The following is a 21,627-nucleotide window of genomic DNA, read 5'->3' on the forward strand; positions in this document are numbered from 1 at the left end:
TATTGATAAATTATATAAATTTGTTTTAAAATGTAATTTGAAAACTTAAGAAAAGAGGAATACTAAATGGAAGAGAGTTTAAATTATGATTCTTTGCTAATTTTATCTGTTGTTGCTTTTTTTACTCCATTTTTAGTAGCAAAATTAAAAAAATTAAAAATACCTTATCAAGTTGGAGAAATATTTATAGGAATAATAATTGGTAAAAGCTTCTTAAATATAATAAAACCAGATATATGGATTATTTTTCTTTCAAATTTAGGCTTAGCTTATTTAATGTTTTTAAGTGGCCTTGAAATAAACTTTGAAGATTTAAAACTAAAAAAAGGAGAATCTATATTAAATTCAAAAATATTTCTTAGTATAAAAATGTTTTTGGTTTCGTTTTTGGTTTCATTTATTTTATCTTTTGGACTAAAAGCAATTAATATAAATAATGGAAGATTATTTTTTGTTATGCTTTTTACTGCTACTACTCCAGCATTACTTGTACCAATATTAAAGGGAAAGAATATATTAAATAGTGATTTAGGTCAAACTGTATTAATATTTGGACTTATATGCGAACTAGTAAGTTTAATTGGCATTACATTTATTTCATCTGTTATGCAATATGGTTTCTCACTTAAAAGTTTTACATTTTTAATAATATTTTTTGCCGCTATAATTATTTATTTTTTATCTAAAATAATATTTAAAAAAGAAGATTTTTCTACATTAGCTTTTAAAAATCTTCATTTAAGTGTTAGAGGAGCTTTTGTTTTAGTTTTAATATTAGTTGCAATTACAGAAAAGGTTGGTTCTGAAATAGTTTTAGGTTCATTCTTAGCTGGAATAATATTTTCACTAGTAGTTGGAAGAGCAAAGGAAGAAATATCACATCAACTTGATGTTATAGGTTATGGATTTTTAATACCAATATTTTTTATAATGATTGGAGTAAATATAGATTTGACTTCAATAGTTAAAAATCCTAACTCAATTGCTAAAATACCAATTTTTTTAATTATGTTCTTTTTAATAAAACTAATACCATCATTATTATTAAAGAAAAGATATGGAACAAAAAATGCCTTAGCCTCATCAATGATATTAACTACACAATTAAGTTTATTAATTGTAGGAGCTCAAATGGCTTTAAATTTAAAGTACATAAATGAAGCAGATTACTCTGCATTTGTAGTAACTGCTATAATATCTTGTGTTCTTTTTCCAATATTGTTTGAAAAGTTAATTACTGTAGATAAAAATACTATTAAACAAGTAGAAGAAAAAGAAAAAATAATAATAAGAGAATTTTTAATTTCTAATACATTTTATATTGGAAAATCATTAAAAGAATGTCGTTTCCCTAAAGGTTGCAAAATTTTCCTAATAATTAGAGATGATGAAGAAATAATGCCAACTGCTGATACAATACTTAAAGAAAATGACTTAATAATTTTAGCTGGAATACCAATAGATGTTGAAAACACAATTAATATGCTAACAGTTTGTGATTTATCATTACCTAATTAAAAATAAAAAGCGGAATATAAAACTTATAAAAGTTTTATTATTCCGCTTTTTTAATATGTAATATAATAAATTTTAATTTTGTATTTAAAATCCAAGTTCTGATCTTCTTTTTTTATTAATATAGTTTACTAATCTCATTTTAAATCTCTCTTTTTCTTTACAGAAATAAAAGTTAGAAAGATCTGTTGCAAGAAATAAACTATCTAGAGTTAAATACTTTAAATCATTTAAATTATCTTCATTCTCTGATGTTTCTTTTTCTAAAGTAGTTTTGTCAAGTATTTCTTCAAATTTAACCTTATATTCTCTAAGTTCCTCCAATATAGAATCACTATATTCTTCTAGATTTTGATCAATTACATTATTTATAAAATCTAAATATCTTTTATTTAAACTATTATATTCTTCATATATCAGAAGCAAACTCATATATACCATCTCCTTTTTTTATTCTATATACTTATTTTAACATTTTAATCACATATAAAAAAGCTATTATATTAATTACATTTATTTACTGAAATATATAATTGTTATATGAACCTTAAAATTACATATTAAAATAATTTCTAGGATAAACTATTATTAATATATCTTTTAAAAGGTAGTGAATAATATGAAAAAAATTTTTAACATTTTTATAGTATGTTTTTTGTTAATTAATATACCTATTCCAGTAAAATCAATAGAAAATAATGATTATATTACAGAAATGAAACAAGACCTTTTAACTATAATGATAGCTTACCCGAATTTAATATCAAAAATAGAAAAAATTGATAATAAAGTTTATTTAGTTACTAAATCTAACAAAAAAATTATTTATGATGACAAAAAACAAAAAAGCTATAATGAAAAATTAATAAATCCAGATATACAGGATGTATTAGAGCAACCTTACCCTCTTTATAAAAAAAATAAAATTATGGATAAAAACTTTGACCCTGGAAGATTTAGACACTATGAACTTTTAAATGAAGTTTATGGGAACTCTAAAAATTCTATAGAAAAAAACTTAAAGCCATTAAAATATTGTTATACAAATTATTTATTTAATAGTAAAAATAATGCTATTAACTATTTAGAAAATACTTTAAAGGAACTCCTTTCTATATCAAAAAATAGACCTGATATAAAAAATTTACTTTATCCAGCTAGTGGAACTTATAATTACAGAGTTATATCTGGTACTGGGAGATTAAGTCCTCACTCTTATGGAATAGCAATAGATTTAAAAAGTAACCCAAATGATTATTGGAAATGGACTTCAAAGGATAAAGGGGAAGATAGACTTTCTAAATATCCTGATGATCTAATTTCTATCTTTGAAAAAAATAATTTTATCTGGGGAGGTAAATGGGAACATTTTGATATATTACATTTTGAATATAGACCTGAAATAATATTAAAATCTAGATATTTTTCTAATTGGAATTGTAATAAAAAGTGGTATGAAGGTGTTCCATTAAATGAAGATACAAAGATGTATATAAATATAATAGAAAGTAGCCTAAAATAAATTTTTATAAAAAGGGGATGATAACATATTATGCTAATACCTAGACTTAAAAAAAATTATTCAATTTACAAAAAATTTTTTATATTTATATTAATATTTTTTTGTATTAGTAATTTTCTTAAAGTAAAAGCTTTTTCTTATGATAACCAAAACCATAGCAACTTAAAAAATTTTGTAGAAAATATATTCATAAAAAAAAGTAAGTCTATATTAACACAAGATTTAGATTCTATTTGTTCTTTATATAATACTGATACAAAATATGGTAGATGGGCTTATGAATACGAAGAAAGAAAAGTAAAATACATAAATAATTGGGCAAAGAAACAAGGAGTTAAATTTATAGATATTACTCCGAAAATAATATTTAAAAGTTCTAAGATTTCTAATAAAATATCTTCATTTTATATATTATGTAATACAGAATATAAATATATATATGAAGATGAACCTAAAAAAGTTAATAGTTCATTTATAGGAACTTATCATTCTCTTCAACTAACTAAAAATAATAATGAATGGATAATAACAAAAGAATGGTATACTGACCCTTTTGCTGATTCTTTAAAACTTGAAAATATAAAGGTAGATACTATTAAAGATTATATTAAATCTCAACAAACTAGAGATTTTTCTAATATTAATGAAAGAAGAAAAAAAGCAGTAGAATATGCAATGGAATACTGTGGTTCTGCAAGCAATAACAAAAATGATTTTAAATATAATAAAAAATACAGGGACTTTAATTGTGAAGGTGGTGATTGTGCAAATTTTGCATCACAAATACTTCATGAAGGTGGAAACTTTAAAAAAAATATTATATGGAATTATGATAAAGGAAGTGCAACAGGTCCTTGGATAAATGCTGATAAATTTAATAATTATATGATTTATAGTGGTAGAGCTTATGTTCTTTCTAAAGGAAGTTATGAAAAAGTGTATAAATCATCCTTTAAACTTCTCCCTGGAGATTTTATAGCCTACGAAAAAAAAGGAGATATAACTCATATTTCTGTTGTTACTGGTGCTGATTCAAAAGGATATCCTTTAGTAACTTGCCATAATACAGATAGAAATAATGTTCCTTGGGATTTAGGATGGAGCAATAAAGATATAAAATTTTGGTTAGTTAGAGTAAATTATTAATTAATATATAAAAAATTATTTTATACAAAAAGGCAAAATAATAAACTTACAAGATTATTATTTTGCCTCTTTCTATTTTCTAATAAATTATTTTACCATATTATATAAGCTACTATCCTTAGGTAATATTTCACTTATATCCCTATTTGATAATATATAAAGTTCATGTAATGCTCTTGTACAAACTGTATAGAATAAATTCTTATCATTTTCTCCTAAGTAATTTTCTCCATCAGCTATAATTACTCCATCAAATTCTAAACCCTTCGCTAAATAAGAAGGTATAACATTAACTCCAACTTTAAATTCTGCCTTATCATTATCAATTAAATTTATATTAGAAATTAATCCTTTTAACTTTTCATAAACCATTTCAGAAATACTTTTGTTCTTACAAATTACAGCTATTGATTTGTATTCTTTTTCCTCCATACTAGAAATAATTTTAGCTATTTTTTCTTCTAAATCATTATTTAATATATGAATTTCCGGGTTGTTTCCCTTTCTTTCAACAGCTTCAATAGGTTCATGAGTATCTAGTATCTCTTTAGTAAAGTTAGTTATATTAAATGTTGAACGATAACTCTTAGTTAATACAGCCTTCCTTACATTTTGGAAAATATTTATTATACTATCCTTATCTTTAACATTTGAGTGTTTATCAATTCTTTGGTTAAGATCTCCCATAATTGTAATTGAAGCATCCTTAAAAGATTTCTTTATTATTTCATAAAATAATGGACTATAATCTTGAGCTTCATCAATAAGAATATGCTTAACTCTATTATAATTTCTAAAGCCCTCCATAGAAGCTCTTATATAAATTATAGGAGTTATATCTTCATAGTTAACTTCACCATAATTTAAATGATTTAATGTAAGCTCTTTTATATCTTCTAAATATTTATTTGTATATTTTTTTATATTTTCCCATAACATTTTATAAATTTCTACATTATTTAAAGTTTTAATCATTTCATCTACTTGTATATCAACTTGCTCTTTACAGTAATCATAAAACTGTTTTTTATCTTCCACATATTCAAAATCATCATTATTTGATAAATATTTAGTTTCTACCTGAGAAAATAAACTTTCTTTAATTACCTTTATTCTATTTAAAAATGGTATATTGTTAAATCTCTTCAAGAAAGTATTTTCAACAGCTCTTTTACTTAATATTTCCTTATCATCAATTGTGATTGCCTTAGCTTTAGTTAAAAGATTTGGAATATCTATAGTAAATTTATTTAATACTTCCATAAATTCAATAGTATTTTTATATTCCATACCCTTAGTTCTTAATTTAAACTCCTGTTCATTATTATGTTTTGAATAAATATAATCTAAATGATAATTTTTATTTTCATATAAATAATTAGCTGGTAAAAATGGCTTTGAATATAACTCAAAAGTAGTTTGAAGTATATTAGTTTCTCCAAGTTCAGGTAATACATCTGAAATATATTCTGCAAAAACTTCATTTGGACTAAATATTAAAATATTGTCAGCCTTAAGATCTTTTCTATGTTTATACAGAATATAAGCTGCTCTATGTAATGCTATTGATGTTTTTCCAGAGCCTGCTGCCCCTTGAATAAACAATACTTTACTATCATCATTTCTAATAATATCATTTTGCTCCTTTTGAATAGTTGCTACTATATTTTTCATTTTATCTGTAGCATTTCCTCCAAGCATTTGCCCTAAAGCTTCATCACATAAAGACTCATTTGAGTTATGCATAAAAACTATTTCACCATTTTTTATATTAAACTGTCTATTAAATTCAATTGTTCCAGTTACCTTTCTATTTGGTGCTTCATAAAAAGCATCTCCTATTTCAAAGTCATAAAACATTGTTGCAACTGGTGAACGCCAATCAAAAACTAGAAATTCAAAATTTTCTTCATCTTCAACAGTAGATAAACCTATATAAAAACTTTCTAATTCTTCCCCATTTTCTCTAAAATCTAATCTTGCAAAATATGGTGAGTTAAGTTGTCTTTCAAGAGTTCTAATTCTATTTACCTTTCTTGAATGCATTTTTTCCTGTAATGCAACTTGACTACAATTTTCATTTATTTCTATTTCATCTAATTCACTTCTATTGTCCCAAAGAAATTTTCTATGTTTTACTATTTCCTTATCTTGTATATCTCTTAAATCAATATATTTGCTTAATAATTCCTTTATTGTTTTCTGTGTTAATTTTAAGTAATTTTCTTCATCTAAATGTTGTCTACCTATTAGCATATTTAAATTTCTCCTTATATAAATGTCATTAAATTTTAAATTGTATAAAAAAATATGTCAAGTTATACATTGTTATATATTTCTATTTATTTAAAATTTCATTTTTTATGTAAATTAAAGTTTTATCTTCTCCATCAACAGCTAACATATTAAGTAATTTTTCCAAAAGAGTTCTTGTTTCTTCATGTAAAATATAATAATCCTTTCTAGCATTATAATATTCTAATGGACTTTTATCAGTATACTTTTCCTTTTGATAATTTTTTGATGCCGACATTCTATCTATAAACATTTCAACAATATAATTAACTGGCATTTTCATTCCCTTTAATCCATCCTCAGGATTCATTCCATAATCAATCCAATATTCAAAATGATGTTTATTTCTTCCCTTATGGTGTAACCATGCAGTTGATAGTCCTTCAATTTCTTTTTGAACACCATTTGGACTTTTAGTTCCTCTATAATACTTTATTCCAGCCTTAAATTCTTCTTTAGTATATTTTGATAAATCATGAAGTAAACCTTGTTTATATAAACCTACTTTAAAACAATATTTCATTACAAGAAGTTTATGATTAGTAATTGTTTTAAAATGATTAATTGCATTCATTTATTTATTCCCCCTAAAAGCTTCCTTTAAAATTATTCTACAATCTATATTATCATTTTTAATTAATTAATGCATAAAAAATGTTCTACCACCTAAGTGATAGAACATAAAAATTATAGAAATAATTTTTTAATAGTTACAAATATAACTATAATTTAATTATTTTATTGTATTTAAAACATATTTTTTATAAAGGTCAAAACTCATCTTTTCTATAGTTGCACCTCTATTAATTTTTCCACTTATAAAATTATATTCTGCTGATCCATAATTAAATGCAGGACTTGTTACTATAATGCTTGTTTCCGAAGTCCTATAAACTACTTTTCTTTCTAATACTTCTTTTAGAAAATCCAAAACTTCTTCATAATTTTTTATAAAACCTGCACAAGTCATCTTAACAATAAATGAAAATAAATGATATCCTCCAAGTAACTGATACATTTCTCCATTTCTAGTATCAAAAACCTTATCTGTTCTATAAAAATACTTTATATTTCCAAAAGTTAATGTATTATAATCATTATTTATTTCTAATTTATTATCTTTAACATCTTCTAAATCTTTTAATATATTATCCCAAGCTATTCCCTTAACAACTGCATTATCAGTTATTACTTGAGTAAAGCTTTCAATTGCATTATCCATATATTTATTTACATTTACTATTTTATCATTTATAGATACTGTATATTCTCCATTTTCATATACTAAAGTTACTTTATCACTCATAACTTCTACCTCTTTTCTAACTAATAATAATTATTATATCATAATCAATGTCATCATTCTACAATATTAAAAATAATAATATACTTTACTTTTCTAATTAATTATTCACATAATTTATTATAATATTAATTTTAAATACACTAAATTTAAATTAAATTATCTTCCTTTAATAAATTATATAATGTTGGTTTAAAATTAAATTCCTTCATTAAATCTTTTACTTCATTTAAAGATTTTTCTCTTTTTTCATTAGAAACCTTTCCTTTTGATGCCCTAATTAATATATTTTTAGGTGAATGAGCTATATCTATAAATTCTAAAAGTTGAGTTTTATATCCAACACATTCTAAAAGATTTGCTCTAACTGAATCTGTCATAAGAGCTGCAACCCTCTCTTGTATTATTCCATACCTTGTAAGTATTTTTAAAGATTCTGCCTTCATTTGATGATTTAATTCGTGTTGACAGCAAGGAACTGAAAAAATCATTTTAGTGTTCCACTTTATTGCATTATATAAAGCATAATCAGTAGCTGTATCACAAGCATGTAATGTAATTACCATATCAACTTTATTGTTATATTTAAATCCATTAATATCTCCAAGTTCAAAATGTAAATTATCATAATTATATCTTTGGGCAATATCATTACATTTCTTAATAACATCTTCTTTAAGATCTAAGCCTATCATTTTAACATTAATTTTTTTAATCTCTACAAAATAATAATAAAGTACAAAAGTTAAATAAGATTTTCCACAACCAAAATCTAAAATAGTAAGTTCTTTATAGTCATTCTTTTTAATTTCATCATCAATAATTTCTACGAATCTATTTATTTGTTTGTATTTATCATATTTTGAATTGACAACCTTACCTTCCTTTGTAAAAACTCCTAAATCTATAAGTGGCTCTATAATCATACCTTCTTTAAGTATATAATTTTTCTCTTTATTATGACTTTTCTTAATAATATTTTTATTATCACTTTTTTTCTTCTTTAAAAATATTTTTCCTTTTTTAGATATTTTCAAATCGAAATTATAGTCTTTTGACCAAGCTGAAAGTTGCTTATAATTTTCTAATAAATATTCTAAAACTTTTTCTTCTAAAATCTCTTTATTTATATTTTCATGAAAAACTTGCTTATCAGTATACTTTTCTATTTGATAATATTCTTTTTTATTATTTACCTTTAAAGTAAATGTTATTTTATTATACTTAACATTTTTATTTACTTTATTACTAATAACTAACTTTAAAATATCTTCACTAACAATTTCATTAATTGCTTTATTTAAATCTTCCATATTTTTATACTCACCTTATCATTTATTTAAATTAAATTTTACATAACACTATATTAACTATATCATTTATATAAGATTAAACATATATTCATATTACCAAAAAAATCTTTATTACTAAAGTTTTTATAATATTAAAAATTACTTAATTGGTATTTCAATTCTAGTTATATATTCTTTAGGTGTACGACAAGTTAAACTATCTAAAATACAATATTCATAAGAATGTCCATAAGGAGTTAAATTACTCTTTTTTATTTCTTTTAGTATTTCTTCATAAGTTTCTCCAACTCTATCATAACTTCCTTTATGATAGGATATTGCATACATTCCCTTAGGTTTTATTATTATATCATCTTTTTTTAACCTTCTATCTACTGGAGTAAAAACAAATTCTGCTGATGTATATAATTTATTTTTAATATTATCAATTGGAATCATTACTCCTAATTGATAATTATATGGATAATTTTTATCTGTTACATTTTTTAATAAATTTTTTAATGCAATATCTGTTTTTATTAGATCATAAGGTTTATTAACTCTCTTTATTGCTAAATAATCCTCATCAACTTCCTTAAAAGAAACTCTCTTACCTAAAAATTTTAATTGTTCAAAAGTTTTAATTTTTTTTCCTAATCTTTCACTTATAATACTAAGTTTTTCAACTTGCTTATCTAATTCTTCCTTTTGTTGTTTCATAAGTTTTAATGCTTTTTCATCATCTCGATCTTCTAAAAACTGTTTTATTTCTTTTAAAGGAACGCCTATTTCCTTTAAAATAAGAATACTATCTAAAATTTCTAATTGCTTAGGAGTATAGTATCTATATCCATTATTTTTATTTATAATTTCTGGTTTAAATAAATCAATTTTATCATAAAAAATTAAAGTTTGTTTTTTCATATTATGCAGCTTTGCAAATTCGCCAACTGTAAATTTAATATCCATTTAATCACCTACCCTAAATTTAACATTAAAATTATTTTTAATATAAAATTTAATTTCAAATTTATTATTGACAATATAGTTACTATATCCTTTAAAATAGATATTGTCAATAAAAGGGATGAGGTCGATAAAATGAAAAAAGAATTTACAGAGAAACAAAATTACATAGAATTTTTAAGATATGTATCTCCTTCTATTGTTACAATGGTATTTTTATCTTTTTATACTACAATAGATGGATTTTTTGTTTCAAGATATGTTAATTCAGATGCATTAGCAGCTATAAACATAGTAATTCCTTTAACTTGTATAGTTTTTGGAATAGCTGTAATGTTAGCTACAGGTTCTGGTGCATTAGTTGGAATGAAACTTGGAGAAGGAAATAAAAAAAAAGCAGATAAACTTTTCTCCTTTATTACTATCACTTTAGGCGTTATTGCTATAATACTTACAATACTTGGATTAGTATTTTTAAAACCTATTCTTATATTTTTAGGAGCAACTGAAAAGTTACTTCCTTATACTATGTCCTATGGATTTATTACTGTTTTAATGACTATTCCAATGATGTTTAAATTATATTTTGAATATTATGCTCGTGTAGACGGAGCTCCTAAACTTTCACTTATAATGTCCACATTAGGATTAATTTTAAATATAATTTTAGACTTTTTATTTATAGTTATATTTAAAATGGGAATCCTCGGTGCTGCTCTAGGAACTTTTTTCTCTATAACAATTTCAGCACTAATTGGACTCTTTTACTTTCTTAGTAAAAGTTCACTTTTAAATTTTTGCAAAACAAAATTTTATGGAAAATTGTTATGGAATTCTTGTTATAACGGAAGTTCAGAAATGTTTACAGAATTATCTACTGGAATAAGTACCTATCTTTTTAATATAAGTATTTTAGCATTCCATGGTGAAAATGGTATTTCTGCAATGTCTATAATAATATATATATATTATTTCTTTATAGCAATTTATTTTGGAGTATCTGTTGGAATATCTCCTATTATTAGTTTTAATTATGGTGCGAAAAATAAAGAAAAAATACTAGAGAGCTTAAAGCATAGTTTTGTAACTATAGCTTGGAGTTCAATATTAATATTCTTAATATCTATGTTTTTAGGAAAATATATAATTGGAATATTTACAACTGACATAGCTGTCTATAATATTGCAACCTATGGAATTAAATTATTCTCCTTTGCATTTTTAATAATAGGAATAAATATATTTGTATCTGGATATTTTACAGCTATTGGTAACGGAAAAATTTCTGCTATTATTTCAATTTCTCGTTCACTTATTTTTGTAGCAGCCACCATAATGATTCTTCCAAAATTTATAGGAGTAGATGGTATTTGGCTTGCCATTCCAGTTGCTGAACTTATTACAATATTTATTACAATATATTTTTATAGTAAAAATGGACGAGTTTCATCTTATATGAAAGATTAATTTAAATAAATCCCCATAAAGTAACTAACTTAATGGGGATTATTTTTTGTATTATTATTTTATAAAATTATTCTGCATCTGCTTCTACAGCTACTTGACTTTCTTGTTTTTTAGGAACTCTGTTATATTTTTTAGTATATACAACTAATAACATTACTGAAGCTATTGTATATATAACTGCTGTAACATAATAAGCTTTTCCATATCCATTTGGTAACCCAAATATAAATGTTTCTCCTATAATTCCTGCTATAACTTGTGCAAAACCTTGAACTATATATATTACTGAATTATAAGCTGGTCTTGCATCTTTTGTTACAAATTCCATTGGAAGTGATTGTTGTACTGGTAATGCAGCATTCATAAATCCTGATCTAAAGAATAATCCAAGACCAACAGCTAATACCATATGAGCTCCAAAAGCTGCACCATTTGCAATTATCAACATAAAAGGTATAGATAATAAAGCTAGTCCACCTAAAGATGTAACTCTTCCTATCCTCTTAACAATCCAAGGTGATATTATCATAAATATAACCATAGCAAAATATTGATAAGAAATAAGTGATGAAGTTGTTGCTCTATCAATTCCCATTCTACTTAAGAATACTGAGAAGTATGGAGTTATTAATGATGCTCCTAATCTTATTAAAAATGCGAAAACTACAAATAGAACTATATATTTATTTAAGAAAGCACTCCAATTAAGTTTTTCTTTCTTCTTTTTAGTTTTAGCACTTCTATAATCTGTTGGTATTTCTTTTATAAATAAAATTGGTATTAAACATAAAATAGCTACTATTATATACATAAGTAAAGCATCTCTATGTGCTGCTATATATGCTTGTAATTGAACTGAATCAAAACTTTTAATTTTTTCTGTTAATGCTCTTGCTTGATCGTAGCTAATTCCTAATCTTTGGGCAAATCTATAAGCTATTAATTTTCCACCTGACCATGTTCCAACAATCATACCTGCTGTATTAGTCCATAATGTAGTTGAAAAAACTTTTTCTCTATTTTCCTCTGTAGTAAAACATGTTAAAAATGGTGATAAAATAGCATCAAACATACAAACTCCAATCATAACAATTGAAGCTGATATAGCAACTACAGGAACTGATTTAAATTTAGTTATAAGTAACATTCCTAGTATAAAAGCTATTGGTGAAATAATAAGAGTCTTTTTATATCCTATTTTAGGAATTATTAATAATATAAGTGCGCCTCCATAAAATCCAACTCCCATTATAATTGACATACTGGCTGCTATTCCTTTAGTTGCTGTTGATGCATCAAGGAAGGTAACCATTGTATCCATAGCTACTCCACCTAAAACACCCATAAATATGTATGCAATGATAAACATCCAACTATTACGCTTAGCTCTTTTTTCAAAATCCATTATACTGCCTCCAATCATCCTTTGTTAAATTAATTACTAATACTTTAATTAAATATATATTTTTTTAATTTATGTTTAAACTTATGAAAACAATTACAAACATGGCAAAAAAAATTTACTTATTGCAAATAATAAAAAAATATATATTATATAAGTTTTTCCTCCTTTCTTAATTTATATAATTTAAATTTATATAATAAAATATACCAATATTTAATAATATTAATAAATTTTAATTTACTTTGTATACTTTTTTATATTCGATGACCTATAACTAATGGTTTCTAATTTTAAATTAATAATACTTATTTAATCATTTTTAATAATTGAATTTTCTAAATATTTTGTACATTTATAATGTACTACTATAGGTTTTTATTGTAAATATTATATATGTAAACTTTGTTAACTTTTTTATTTTATCTTATTAATTTTTATTTAAATATAATACAAAATACTAATGAGTAATTTTTAGATTATTTTTAATTCTTTAATATTATTTAAATACAACTCTTGTTAATGTTAATCCATAGTAAATTAAACATTCTACAAAATAAGAATAGACGTAAAAGCCTTTAAATTAAATAACCTAGATTATTAAACTTTCACCATTAACAACTTCCTCTATTCCAAGTACTTCTTCCCCGAATACGTTTCCGTTTAACAATTTAACTATGCAAATAAAATCTTCATTTTTATCTATAACCTTATTTAAATCCTTTCTCAAAGCTATTAATTTTGATGGAGTTATTTCTCCTCTAAAAACAGATTTTTGAAAATGAGAAAGATATTTTTTACAAACCTTAAAAACTTTATTTACTCGTTTCTCATTTACATCATAAAAAACAAAGGCATAATTATAATTAATTTTCTTATTAGCCATTAATACCCCTCCTTAAGACTAAAAGGCTTGAATTCTTTGTCCTCCATTATAAATTTAATAAGTTTATAACAATCTAATTTTATAGCTGTTTTATAACTAATTTTTCTTTTTAATTTTGGATGAGCAAATACTGATTCTAATCTTTCTTCAAAAGCTTTTATAAATATATTTCTTCCTTCCTCATTAAGTAAACAATAATTAACCTTTCTATCAAAATGCTTATCCACCTTAAGCATCTTCCTATTTACTAAATCAAAAATAGTTCTATAAACAATAACTGGCTTAAATACCTCACTTATATCTAAGCTTAATGAAAATCTTCCTTCAGATGGTTCATGCAAAAAACTTATTCTTTGATCTAAATGAGTTCTATATATTGATGATATGGTCTTTGTATATAACAATGAATTACCAAAGGATATTAATGCATTTATAGGATTATCTGGTGGCCTTTTACATCTTTTATTCATAACAAAATCTTCTGGAAGTATAACTTTAAACTCTGAATAAAATCTTTGCCAAACCTCTCCTTCTATAGACATTAAAGTATTTATATCATTTGCTTCTGTAACTCTTTTATAAAACTCAAGTTTTATAAAGTCCAAGGTTCCCTTTACTTCTTTTTTATTATGTTTATAGTAATGGTATAAAACTTCATAAATATTTTCTCCAATTCCATTTACTATTTTTTTAGCTATTGTGATCCTATTATTTTCAAAAGATTTTACTTGTTTTACAATAAGTTTTCCACTATTGTATTTATTTTTAGGATAAAAGGTTCCACTATAACCCTCATAATAATTAAAGAAATGTATTATTATATTATTCCTTGATATAAAATCTAAAAGTTTTGTATTTATACTAATTTCATTTAAGCAGTAAATTTCTTTAGTTCCCTCAACTGGAATATAAACATTTCTTCCATTTTTTCTAAAACATAAAGAATTATCTTTTCTTGTAAGCTCTCCCATTGAAGTTATATATTTTGTACTTGCCATATTGTCACTCCCTTAAATATCTTAATTCCTAAATACCATTCTCCACATAACTATTTTTAAAAACTATTATTATATATAACAATATTCATAATAAGCACACTTTTTACATTTTAGTTCATTTATAACTTTAGGAATTTCATCTTTATTTAGTAAATTCTCAATTTCTTTTACATATTCATCAAGTTTATTTTCTTCTTCCTCATTTAATTCTATTATTACCGTTTTTTTCTTTATTTTATTTTTTTCTATAAATTCAAGTTTTCCTTTTCTAATAATACCTTTCTCCTTAAGTACTTTAAGATAAAATAGTAATTGCCACTTTGCAGCTTCTACATCAGCATCAGATTTTTTCACTTCTGTTAAGTATTCTTTTGTAAGTTTATCTATCTTAACATTGTCTATTTCAATTTCTGTATTTTTATTATTTTGTCTCTCTTCATGTAATGTTCTTCCAATATTAACTATCTCACTGTTATCTTCTAAGTTAATCCTATTTCCATGAAGATAACACTGCCTTTTACAATGAAAATAATAATTTATTAATGTACCATTAACCTTCATATTTTTTCACCCTTTACTTTAATATTAAATAAATTCTCCTATTTTACTTTCAAATTTTTCTTTATTAAGCTTTCCATCTTCATCAAAATATTCATTTCCATCTTCTATATAAAGAAGTTCCCCAATTCTATCATTGTAATTAAATGAATCCTTTGTTCTTATTCTATATATAAAATAATTCATTTTTGCTTTAACTTCTGATAGCTTAACCTTTTTCTCTGCAAAACCTATTGAATTATTCATAAGTAAATCTCTATATTCATACCAAACAGCCTTACCTACTATCTCTTCTTTATTTCCACTATTATTTTCTTTTTCTAATTTATAATTTAAAAATATTTGAATATCATTTTTATCATCATCTATTAGTTTCATTTTCTCTTCAATTTTTTTAAAATTTAAATTTCCTACCTCTTCTTTAAAAAAACTTTCTGTATTTAATTCATTATACCTTGATGTATTATTAAGTAACTTTACATTTATTTTTTTAAAATATTTAGGAAAATCCTTAGTTACTAATATTTCTCTTATTTCCTTATTTTTAAGTGTTACATCATCATTATTTCTAACATCTTCTTTATAAATAGCAGTTGCTGCATCTAAATTAAAGAAATATACAATTGAATCTTCTTTTAGGCAAGATCTATTTATTCTTCCTAAAAATTGCTCTTCACTATCAAATATAGAATAATCTTTAAATCCTATATCCATATCAATGTCCACTCCAGCTTCAATGACTTGAGTTGCCACTAATATAACATCTTTTAATCCATCTACTTTCTTTTTTTTATTTCCCTTTATTTCATTTATTATTTTTTCTCTTTCAACAGAATTATCATCGCCTGTTAAAAGCCTAACTTCACTATTAATTTCACCAAATTCTTTTTCTTCTTTAAGTCTATCAAAAAATTTATAAGCACTAGATTTTTTAATAAATTCAACTAATATTCTTTTGCATTTATACTCTTTTATTTTTTCTACTAAATCATTAAATACATTTTCTTCATTAACATCTTCCTTATCTCTTATTAAGTCATAGTTAATTTTTACTCTATCTTTAAATAGCTTGTTATTAAAATATTTTCCTCTATTATTTATTAATGAATGGGATATACTCTCTCCCATAATAAGATCATTTAAATTTGGAAGAGTTGCAGACATTATTATTATTTTTATATTTAATATTTTAGAAAATCCATTTAAAAACTCTATAATTTCTCTCCAAATTTTATTTTTATAACTTTGAATTTCGTCTAGAATAATTACACTATTTGCAACTTGATGAAATGGGAATATATCTTCTTTTCTACTTCCAAACATATAAGAAAATAAAGATACATGGGTTGTTAAAATCATTGGATAATTTAAGAATTCTCTATTTAAAAGAGCTTTTTCAAAACTTTCAAAGGATTGTTCTTCATTCTCTTTTACCTTTTTATTGTTTTGAATTTTAATAGGAAATAATGAGTTTATAACTGATATATTATTAAGCACTTCCTCATTATTTTTATAAATTTCTTCTAAAATACTTATATTTTGTTCAACTAATGTATTAAAAGGATATACATAATATATTTTGTTTAACTTTTTATCTTTTTCAAGAAGTTTAAAAGCTAAATTATTTGCTACATTACTTTTACCACTTCCTGTTGGTGCTTCTAAGTAAAAAATATTTTTATCTAAATTTTTTTCTAATTCTTTTTCTGCATCTAAAAACATTTCTGTTCTAAGAATATTTATGTTACTTACATTTGATAAATCTTTATCTTTTGAATATTCTTCTTTTTCATATTTTCTTATTGATTTGTATATTTCACCATTTTTAAAATCATCATAAAAGGTATTTATATTATCTATTTTCCCTATATTCTTTATTTTAGTTCCACTCATATATTCACTTGTTCCATAATAATCACAGGCTATAAGTATTGAAAGCATAAATCTTACATAAGTATATATAGTTATTTCAGCTATAAATTTACTATCATCTTCACTTAAAGTATTTTTAAATTCATTATATCTTTTATATAATTTATCTATTTTCCCTTCACTTAGATTTAAAATTTCAAAATAAACTGGATTTATTATAGACTTAGTTCTATCAATTTTATCTTTATTAAAATTCTCTAAAAGTTTATTAATAAACTCTTTCATAGAATCTAATCCTGAATGATGTCTTGATATAATATAAGAATTTAAAAGTATTAATGCTAAAAACTTATAATAATTTTCTTTCGTAATTAAGCCTGCTTTTTTAAGTTCTAAGGCTCTTTTAAAATAATAGTCTATATAAATTATTGAAGAATAAATAGAATGCTTTGAATCATCAATATTTTTTGAAATTTCAACATCCAATTTATTATTCATTTTTTTCTTTTGAAATATAGGATTTATTTTGCCTATATCATGCATTGTTATTATTGAAATTAGCATTTCTTTGAAAAAATCTTTTTCATCATTACTACATTCTTTTAAAAATATATTTTCAAAATTAGAAAAAATATTATTTAAATCTTTATCTACAAGTATCTTTTTAAAATATTTTTTACATAAATTAATATGACAACTTAAAGTTTCATCATTTTTTTCTTCATTTATATGTGCCAAAATTTTGTAATCTTCTTTTATTAAATCTTCTATATTAAATTTATCAATTAAATCTATATACATATCCTTCTCCTTTTTTATATTTACTTAAAATTAAAGGAGGGATAGTCACCCTCCTTTAAATTAATTATATAAATTGAATATTTTTATTTAAAACTTTATAGCTTAAACTACCATCTATCTCTTCTAAATAATTATTTGTATATATTAAATCTTCTAATATATATTTATTAGTTTCAGCATCAAGTTTTAAAGGAAGCCTCTCTTCATATTTAAATACATTCCTTATATTCTTCTCATTCTCATCATCATCTTCTTCGTCATCTTCATAATTTATTTCTAATTTATACGTTCCCTTTATAAAAAAACTATTAATATAATGAGCATGAGTTATCTTTTCGCATTCTTCTAAACTTGGATGTATTATTTCTGCCATATGGTCATTTTTCCCTAAATAAGGTATATATATATAACTTTTATTTAGTATAGATTCTGAAACTTTTATAGCTTCTTCATTATCTAAAAGCACATATATATCCCAAGATGGATTTTCAAGCCATTGTTCTTTTACAATAAGATTTCCCCCCTGCTCCTTTGAAGCATATCCAACAGAATTATTAAAAACATTAACTTTTTTATCGATTATTCCATTTTCATTATTTGGAACAATAGAAATTTTTAAATCTTTAAGTTTCTCATAAAACTCTGGAAAATCTATATTGTTTTGATCCTTTTTATCTTTTTTATTCTTTTTACAATATGAGTTCATACTGTTATAACCTTTATATCCAAGTATTGCTCCAAAAAGGCCTGTAAGGGCAACTTTATGAATATGCCCATAAGTAAAATAAAGGTAACTATTAACATCAGGCTTTTTGAAGAATGCTGTACTTCCCCTTAATGTAAATTTTAAAGCCTGCATTTAACTACACCTCTTTTTTGCTAAAAATATTGTAGCATTTAGCTCCTTCAAAATCAGGTTCAATTTCTATAGTTAATGGGTTATAATAAATCTCTATACTTTTAATTCTATCTTCTACACCATCTAATACTTCTTTAAAATTAAGTTTAAAAATATTTTTATTTTCACCCTTTATAAATTCAATGTATTTATCTAAGTTTGGTAAATATAATGTTTCATCAGTTTCAATAAATATAGATATTTCATTTTCACAGCCAACCTTAGAATTTGTTGCAAAAGCTGTTGCTGATGAAATTGCTGCATCTTTAAATTTTTCATAGTCCTCTTCTGTATATCCATCAGTTAAATCTAAATCTACAAACTCCTTATATGCTAAAGGATTTATAACAAATGGATAGCAATAGTGTGCTTCTGGTGTTACAATTTTACTACCTAAAGTTGAATTTTTTGCATCTTCTTTATCTTCTTTTTTAATTTTTTTATCAAGTTTTTCACTTGCATCTCTAAAAGGTGAAAGAATTTTTTGTTCTTCAGCTTCAGCATCTTCATATATGTTATATCCTTGTCCTATTTGTACTGCACCTGTTATAGAAATATTATTTCCTTCCTCTGCAAATGTTGCACCAAAGTTTTTAACATCTATTGCATTAAAAAGATTTTTTAAAACCTTTGTTCCATCTTTTTCATCTTTCAAGTTTTCCACTTCAAAAATTTGCTCATATCTTTCTTTTAATGATTTTGGAACTAGGGAAAGCTCTCCATTTTTATTTTCTGAAAATCTCATTGATTTTATATAAAGAACCTTTTCTCCAGCATTATCCCAAGATTTTTTCATAGGATATTTTAGTGCTTTATCACTTCCAAATATATTCCCATCAGAAGTAGTCTTTGGATATCCTGTAAAATCAGCATTCCAGTTTGCCATTATTGATGAAATTCCAATTATTCCATAAACTCTCTTATTCATAATTACCTAACTCTCCTTCTTTTCATAAATTATATTATTACTTAAATATCCTGCAATAATTAAATCCTTATTAATATTCCCTTCAATTTCATACCCAATAATCATTGAATATAAATTTTTAAATCTAACATCTTTATCTAAATCTAAATCATAATTATATTTCATATATAATTGCCCAAGTTTTCTTTTTATAAGTTCATTATTTTTAGCATTTATTATTGGATTAGCTAATGATAAAGGTTTATTTTTCCCCTTACTTTTACCTAATAAAAATCCTGTTAATTGACCTACTGCAAAAAAGTACTCATTGTCATTATCTATTTTTGAATCACCCTTTTCAAATATCTTAATTCTTAAATTATCCTTTATAGAACTTAAAATATCTGCCATACTTTCATCACCTTTCACTAAGTATTCTTTTAATGAATACTTTAAATTAAATTCATTCATAGCTTTTATAAAATATCCATTTTCTAAATTTGATTTTATAACTAAATCTGCTGATTTATTTAATACATTCCAAAGATTATTATTGTTTCCTTTATAAAACCATTCACCTAATTTATTTCTAGACATTATTAATGCTCTTTTTATTGCCTCTTCCTTTATTGGAATATCCTCTGAAAAATAATTCTTAATTAAAAATCTATTAAAGAAAAATATATTAATAAGACTTTCAATATCTCTTAATTTAATTTTCTTATCATATTCTTCAACATCATCATTCTCTTTTTTGTTCTTATATAAAATATCCGTATCTATATCTAAAACATTTTTAAATTCAAAGGATGTTTTTAAATATGGACTATAATTTGATATTACATCAGAATCAATTATTTCAGTTTCTTTACCTTTTCTAATTCTTAAATACATTCCACTAAAGTTTCTTTCTAAAGATTCTCCATCCTTTAAAGCCTTTATATCGTCCTCTCCTATATAAATGTTATATTTACCTTCAGATGCTAAATTAAATAAATAATCAAAAATCTTCTTTTGTAATAAAACTTCTTCTTGATTTATTAAATAAGGTACTTTAACTTTTCTTGTTTTATTTTCAAGATAAGGTTTTTTTGAATTTAATCCCATATTGTCATTAGGAAGTCCAATTATCCCCTCTTCAGTTTCTATATTAAAATCATTACTGTTATAAATATTAGGTATAAGATAACGTTTACCTTCCCTTTCAAAAGAGTCTTCATCATAAAAGAAAAATATCTTAAGATAATTTTTGCTTGAATCTATATTTAAATTAAATATATTTTCTTTAATCCAATTTTTTATTTGTAATATTTTTTCTTTATCAACTTCTCCAAGTTCTTCTTCAACGCTTAAATATAAAGCTTTAGCTTTAGGTTTCTTTTCATATTTAATTAGTGGATTTTCTAATATTTTATAATAGTTATCAATTATCTCTTCTGTAAGCTTTCTTTTCTTAGTTTTACTATCTTCAATTAAGCTTTCTTTCTTTATAAAGAAACTTAAATAATTATTGCTCTGAATTATCTTTTTTCTATCAATAGCCTTTTGAATATCTAATTTACTATTATAATCTAATTTACATAAAAGACTAAACTTATCTATTGTTCTATCTACTGTTTTTGTCTTTTTATCCATTAAAATATCTGTTCTAAAGGTTTCATGTAAATTACCGCCTTCATCTGGCTCTATAATTATATATGTTCCATCTGCTGGTACATACCCATCTAATATTACATCATCTAAATGATCTTTTTTAATAGATTTTATAGAGTCCATAACTTTACTTATCATATTTTTTC

At 23.4% G+C, this 21,627-nt stretch carries 18 protein-coding genes; 4 read left to right on the forward strand and 14 right to left on the reverse strand.

Annotation, left to right across the window (positions count from 1 at the left end; genetic code table 11):
* The first annotated feature begins 66 nt into the window (after window positions 1-66).
* Window positions 67-1,518 carry a cation:proton antiporter gene (locus J2Z53_RS01765; RefSeq protein ID WP_209795505.1) on the forward strand — a complete coding sequence of 484 codons (1,452 nt, stop codon included), beginning with the start codon at window positions 67-69 and terminating at the stop codon, window positions 1,516-1,518.
* Between the two features lie 84 nt (window positions 1,519-1,602).
* Here the strand turns inward: J2Z53_RS01765 and J2Z53_RS01770 are convergent, their stop codons facing one another.
* Window positions 1,603-1,947: a hypothetical protein gene (locus tag J2Z53_RS01770; RefSeq protein ID WP_209795506.1), complete on the reverse strand. Its 345-nt coding sequence runs from the start codon at window positions 1,945-1,947 to the stop codon at window positions 1,603-1,605.
* A 187-nt stretch (window positions 1,948-2,134) separates the two neighbouring features.
* Here J2Z53_RS01770 and J2Z53_RS01775 point away from each other — a divergent pair, with 187 nt between their 5' ends.
* Window positions 2,135-3,037, forward strand: coding sequence for a M15 family metallopeptidase (locus J2Z53_RS01775; RefSeq protein WP_209795507.1), 903 nt, complete (start codon window positions 2,135-2,137; stop codon window positions 3,035-3,037).
* Between the two features lie 30 nt (window positions 3,038-3,067).
* Window positions 3,068-4,183, forward strand: coding sequence for an amidase domain-containing protein (locus J2Z53_RS01780; protein ID WP_209795508.1), 1,116 nt, complete (start codon window positions 3,068-3,070; stop codon window positions 4,181-4,183).
* Between the two features lie 87 nt (window positions 4,184-4,270).
* Here the strand turns inward: J2Z53_RS01780 and J2Z53_RS01785 are convergent, their stop codons facing one another.
* From J2Z53_RS01785 to J2Z53_RS01805, 5 genes are all read right to left on the reverse strand, one after another.
* Complete coding sequence (locus J2Z53_RS01785; RefSeq protein ID WP_209795509.1) at window positions 4,271-6,439, reverse strand: HelD family protein; 2,169 nt, start codon at window positions 6,437-6,439, stop codon at window positions 4,271-4,273.
* 82 nt (window positions 6,440-6,521) lie between these two features.
* Entirely contained in the window at window positions 6,522-7,052 is a 531-nt protein-coding gene (locus J2Z53_RS01790) for a DUF5662 family protein (RefSeq protein WP_209795510.1), read from the reverse strand.
* 159 nt (window positions 7,053-7,211) lie between these two features.
* A complete protein-coding gene (locus J2Z53_RS01795; RefSeq protein ID WP_209795511.1) occupies window positions 7,212-7,784 on the reverse strand; it encodes a hypothetical protein in 573 nt (190 codons plus the stop codon).
* 146 nt (window positions 7,785-7,930) lie between these two features.
* Window positions 7,931-9,094 carry a class I SAM-dependent methyltransferase gene (locus J2Z53_RS01800; protein ID WP_209795512.1) on the reverse strand — a complete coding sequence of 388 codons (1,164 nt, stop codon included), beginning with the start codon at window positions 9,092-9,094 and terminating at the stop codon, window positions 7,931-7,933.
* 138 nt (window positions 9,095-9,232) lie between these two features.
* Window positions 9,233-10,042 (reverse strand): MerR family transcriptional regulator, encoded by an 810-nt coding sequence (locus tag J2Z53_RS01805; RefSeq protein ID WP_209795513.1) that lies wholly within the window; start codon window positions 10,040-10,042, stop codon window positions 9,233-9,235.
* A gap of 132 nt (window positions 10,043-10,174) precedes the next feature.
* Here J2Z53_RS01805 and J2Z53_RS01810 point away from each other — a divergent pair, with 132 nt between their 5' ends.
* The gene (locus J2Z53_RS01810) at window positions 10,175-11,506 is read left to right on the forward strand and encodes an MATE family efflux transporter (protein WP_209795514.1); all 1,332 of its coding nucleotides are present in this window, start codon (window positions 10,175-10,177) and stop codon (window positions 11,504-11,506) included.
* A gap of 67 nt (window positions 11,507-11,573) precedes the next feature.
* Here the strand turns inward: J2Z53_RS01810 and J2Z53_RS01815 are convergent, their stop codons facing one another.
* From J2Z53_RS01815 to J2Z53_RS01850, 8 genes are all read right to left on the reverse strand, one after another.
* The gene (locus J2Z53_RS01815; protein ID WP_209795515.1) at window positions 11,574-12,911 is read right to left on the reverse strand and encodes an MFS transporter; all 1,338 of its coding nucleotides are present in this window, start codon (window positions 12,909-12,911) and stop codon (window positions 11,574-11,576) included.
* Window positions 12,912-13,500: 589 nt separating this feature from the next.
* The gene (gene cas2 / locus J2Z53_RS01820; RefSeq protein WP_209795516.1) at window positions 13,501-13,794 is read right to left on the reverse strand and encodes a CRISPR-associated endonuclease Cas2; all 294 of its coding nucleotides are present in this window, start codon (window positions 13,792-13,794) and stop codon (window positions 13,501-13,503) included.
* Window positions 13,794-14,792 carry a type I-B CRISPR-associated endonuclease Cas1b gene (gene cas1b / locus J2Z53_RS01825; RefSeq protein WP_209795517.1) on the reverse strand — a complete coding sequence of 333 codons (999 nt, stop codon included), beginning with the start codon at window positions 14,790-14,792 and terminating at the stop codon, window positions 13,794-13,796. Before cas1b ends, cas2 begins: the two co-directional genes overlap by 1 nt.
* 69 nt (window positions 14,793-14,861) lie before the next feature.
* Window positions 14,862-15,353 carry a CRISPR-associated protein Cas4 gene (gene cas4, locus J2Z53_RS01830; protein WP_209795518.1) on the reverse strand — a complete coding sequence of 164 codons (492 nt, stop codon included), beginning with the start codon at window positions 15,351-15,353 and terminating at the stop codon, window positions 14,862-14,864.
* Between the two features lie 24 nt (window positions 15,354-15,377).
* The gene (cas3, locus tag J2Z53_RS01835) at window positions 15,378-18,023 is read right to left on the reverse strand and encodes a CRISPR-associated helicase Cas3' (protein WP_209795519.1); all 2,646 of its coding nucleotides are present in this window, start codon (window positions 18,021-18,023) and stop codon (window positions 15,378-15,380) included.
* A 64-nt stretch (window positions 18,024-18,087) separates the two neighbouring features.
* Window positions 18,088-18,882 carry a type I-B CRISPR-associated protein Cas5b gene (cas5b, locus tag J2Z53_RS01840; RefSeq protein WP_209795520.1) on the reverse strand — a complete coding sequence of 265 codons (795 nt, stop codon included), beginning with the start codon at window positions 18,880-18,882 and terminating at the stop codon, window positions 18,088-18,090.
* 4 nt (window positions 18,883-18,886) lie between these two features.
* Window positions 18,887-19,849, reverse strand: coding sequence for a type I CRISPR-associated protein Cas7 (locus J2Z53_RS01845; protein WP_209795521.1), 963 nt, complete (start codon window positions 19,847-19,849; stop codon window positions 18,887-18,889).
* 6 nt (window positions 19,850-19,855) lie between these two features.
* Entirely contained in the window at window positions 19,856-21,619 is a 1,764-nt protein-coding gene (locus J2Z53_RS01850; protein WP_209795522.1) for a type I-B CRISPR-associated protein Cas8b/Csh1, read from the reverse strand.
* Window positions 21,620-21,627 lie beyond the last annotated feature (8 nt).

Origin of the sequence: Clostridium moniliforme, from assembly GCF_017873235.1 — a bacterium.
Taxonomy (GTDB): Bacteria; Bacillota; Clostridia; order Clostridiales; family Clostridiaceae; genus Clostridium; species Clostridium moniliforme.

Excerpts from the sequence above, each read along its gene's own strand:
- J2Z53_RS01765 (WP_209795505.1), top strand. The coding sequence starts at position 67 with ATGGAAGAGAGTTTAAATTATGATTCTTTGCTAATTTTATCTGTTGTT.
- J2Z53_RS01770 (WP_209795506.1), bottom strand. The coding sequence starts at position 1,947 with ATGAGTTTGCTTCTGATATATGAAGAATATAATAGTTTAAATAAAAGA.
- J2Z53_RS01775 (WP_209795507.1), top strand. The coding sequence starts at position 2,135 with ATGAAAAAAATTTTTAACATTTTTATAGTATGTTTTTTGTTAATTAAT.
- J2Z53_RS01780 (WP_209795508.1), top strand. The coding sequence starts at position 3,068 with ATGCTAATACCTAGACTTAAAAAAAATTATTCAATTTACAAAAAATTT.
- J2Z53_RS01785 (WP_209795509.1), bottom strand. The coding sequence starts at position 6,439 with ATGCTAATAGGTAGACAACATTTAGATGAAGAAAATTACTTAAAATTA.
- J2Z53_RS01790 (WP_209795510.1), bottom strand. The coding sequence starts at position 7,052 with ATGAATGCAATTAATCATTTTAAAACAATTACTAATCATAAACTTCTT.
- J2Z53_RS01795 (WP_209795511.1), bottom strand. The coding sequence starts at position 7,784 with ATGAGTGATAAAGTAACTTTAGTATATGAAAATGGAGAATATACAGTA.
- J2Z53_RS01800 (WP_209795512.1), bottom strand. The coding sequence starts at position 9,094 with ATGGAAGATTTAAATAAAGCAATTAATGAAATTGTTAGTGAAGATATT.
- J2Z53_RS01805 (WP_209795513.1), bottom strand. The coding sequence starts at position 10,042 with ATGGATATTAAATTTACAGTTGGCGAATTTGCAAAGCTGCATAATATG.
- J2Z53_RS01810 (WP_209795514.1), top strand. The coding sequence starts at position 10,175 with ATGAAAAAAGAATTTACAGAGAAACAAAATTACATAGAATTTTTAAGA.
- J2Z53_RS01815 (WP_209795515.1), bottom strand. The coding sequence starts at position 12,911 with ATGGATTTTGAAAAAAGAGCTAAGCGTAATAGTTGGATGTTTATCATT.
- cas2 (WP_209795516.1), bottom strand. The coding sequence starts at position 13,794 with ATGGCTAATAAGAAAATTAATTATAATTATGCCTTTGTTTTTTATGAT.
- cas1b (WP_209795517.1), bottom strand. The coding sequence starts at position 14,792 with ATGGCAAGTACAAAATATATAACTTCAATGGGAGAGCTTACAAGAAAA.
- cas4 (WP_209795518.1), bottom strand. The coding sequence starts at position 15,353 with ATGAAGGTTAATGGTACATTAATAAATTATTATTTTCATTGTAAAAGG.
- cas3 (WP_209795519.1), bottom strand. The coding sequence starts at position 18,023 with ATGTATATAGATTTAATTGATAAATTTAATATAGAAGATTTAATAAAA.
- cas5b (WP_209795520.1), bottom strand. The coding sequence starts at position 18,882 with ATGCAGGCTTTAAAATTTACATTAAGGGGAAGTACAGCATTCTTCAAA.
- J2Z53_RS01845 (WP_209795521.1), bottom strand. The coding sequence starts at position 19,849 with ATGAATAAGAGAGTTTATGGAATAATTGGAATTTCATCAATAATGGCA.
- J2Z53_RS01850 (WP_209795522.1), bottom strand. The coding sequence starts at position 21,619 with ATGATAAGTAAAGTTATGGACTCTATAAAATCTATTAAAAAAGATCAT.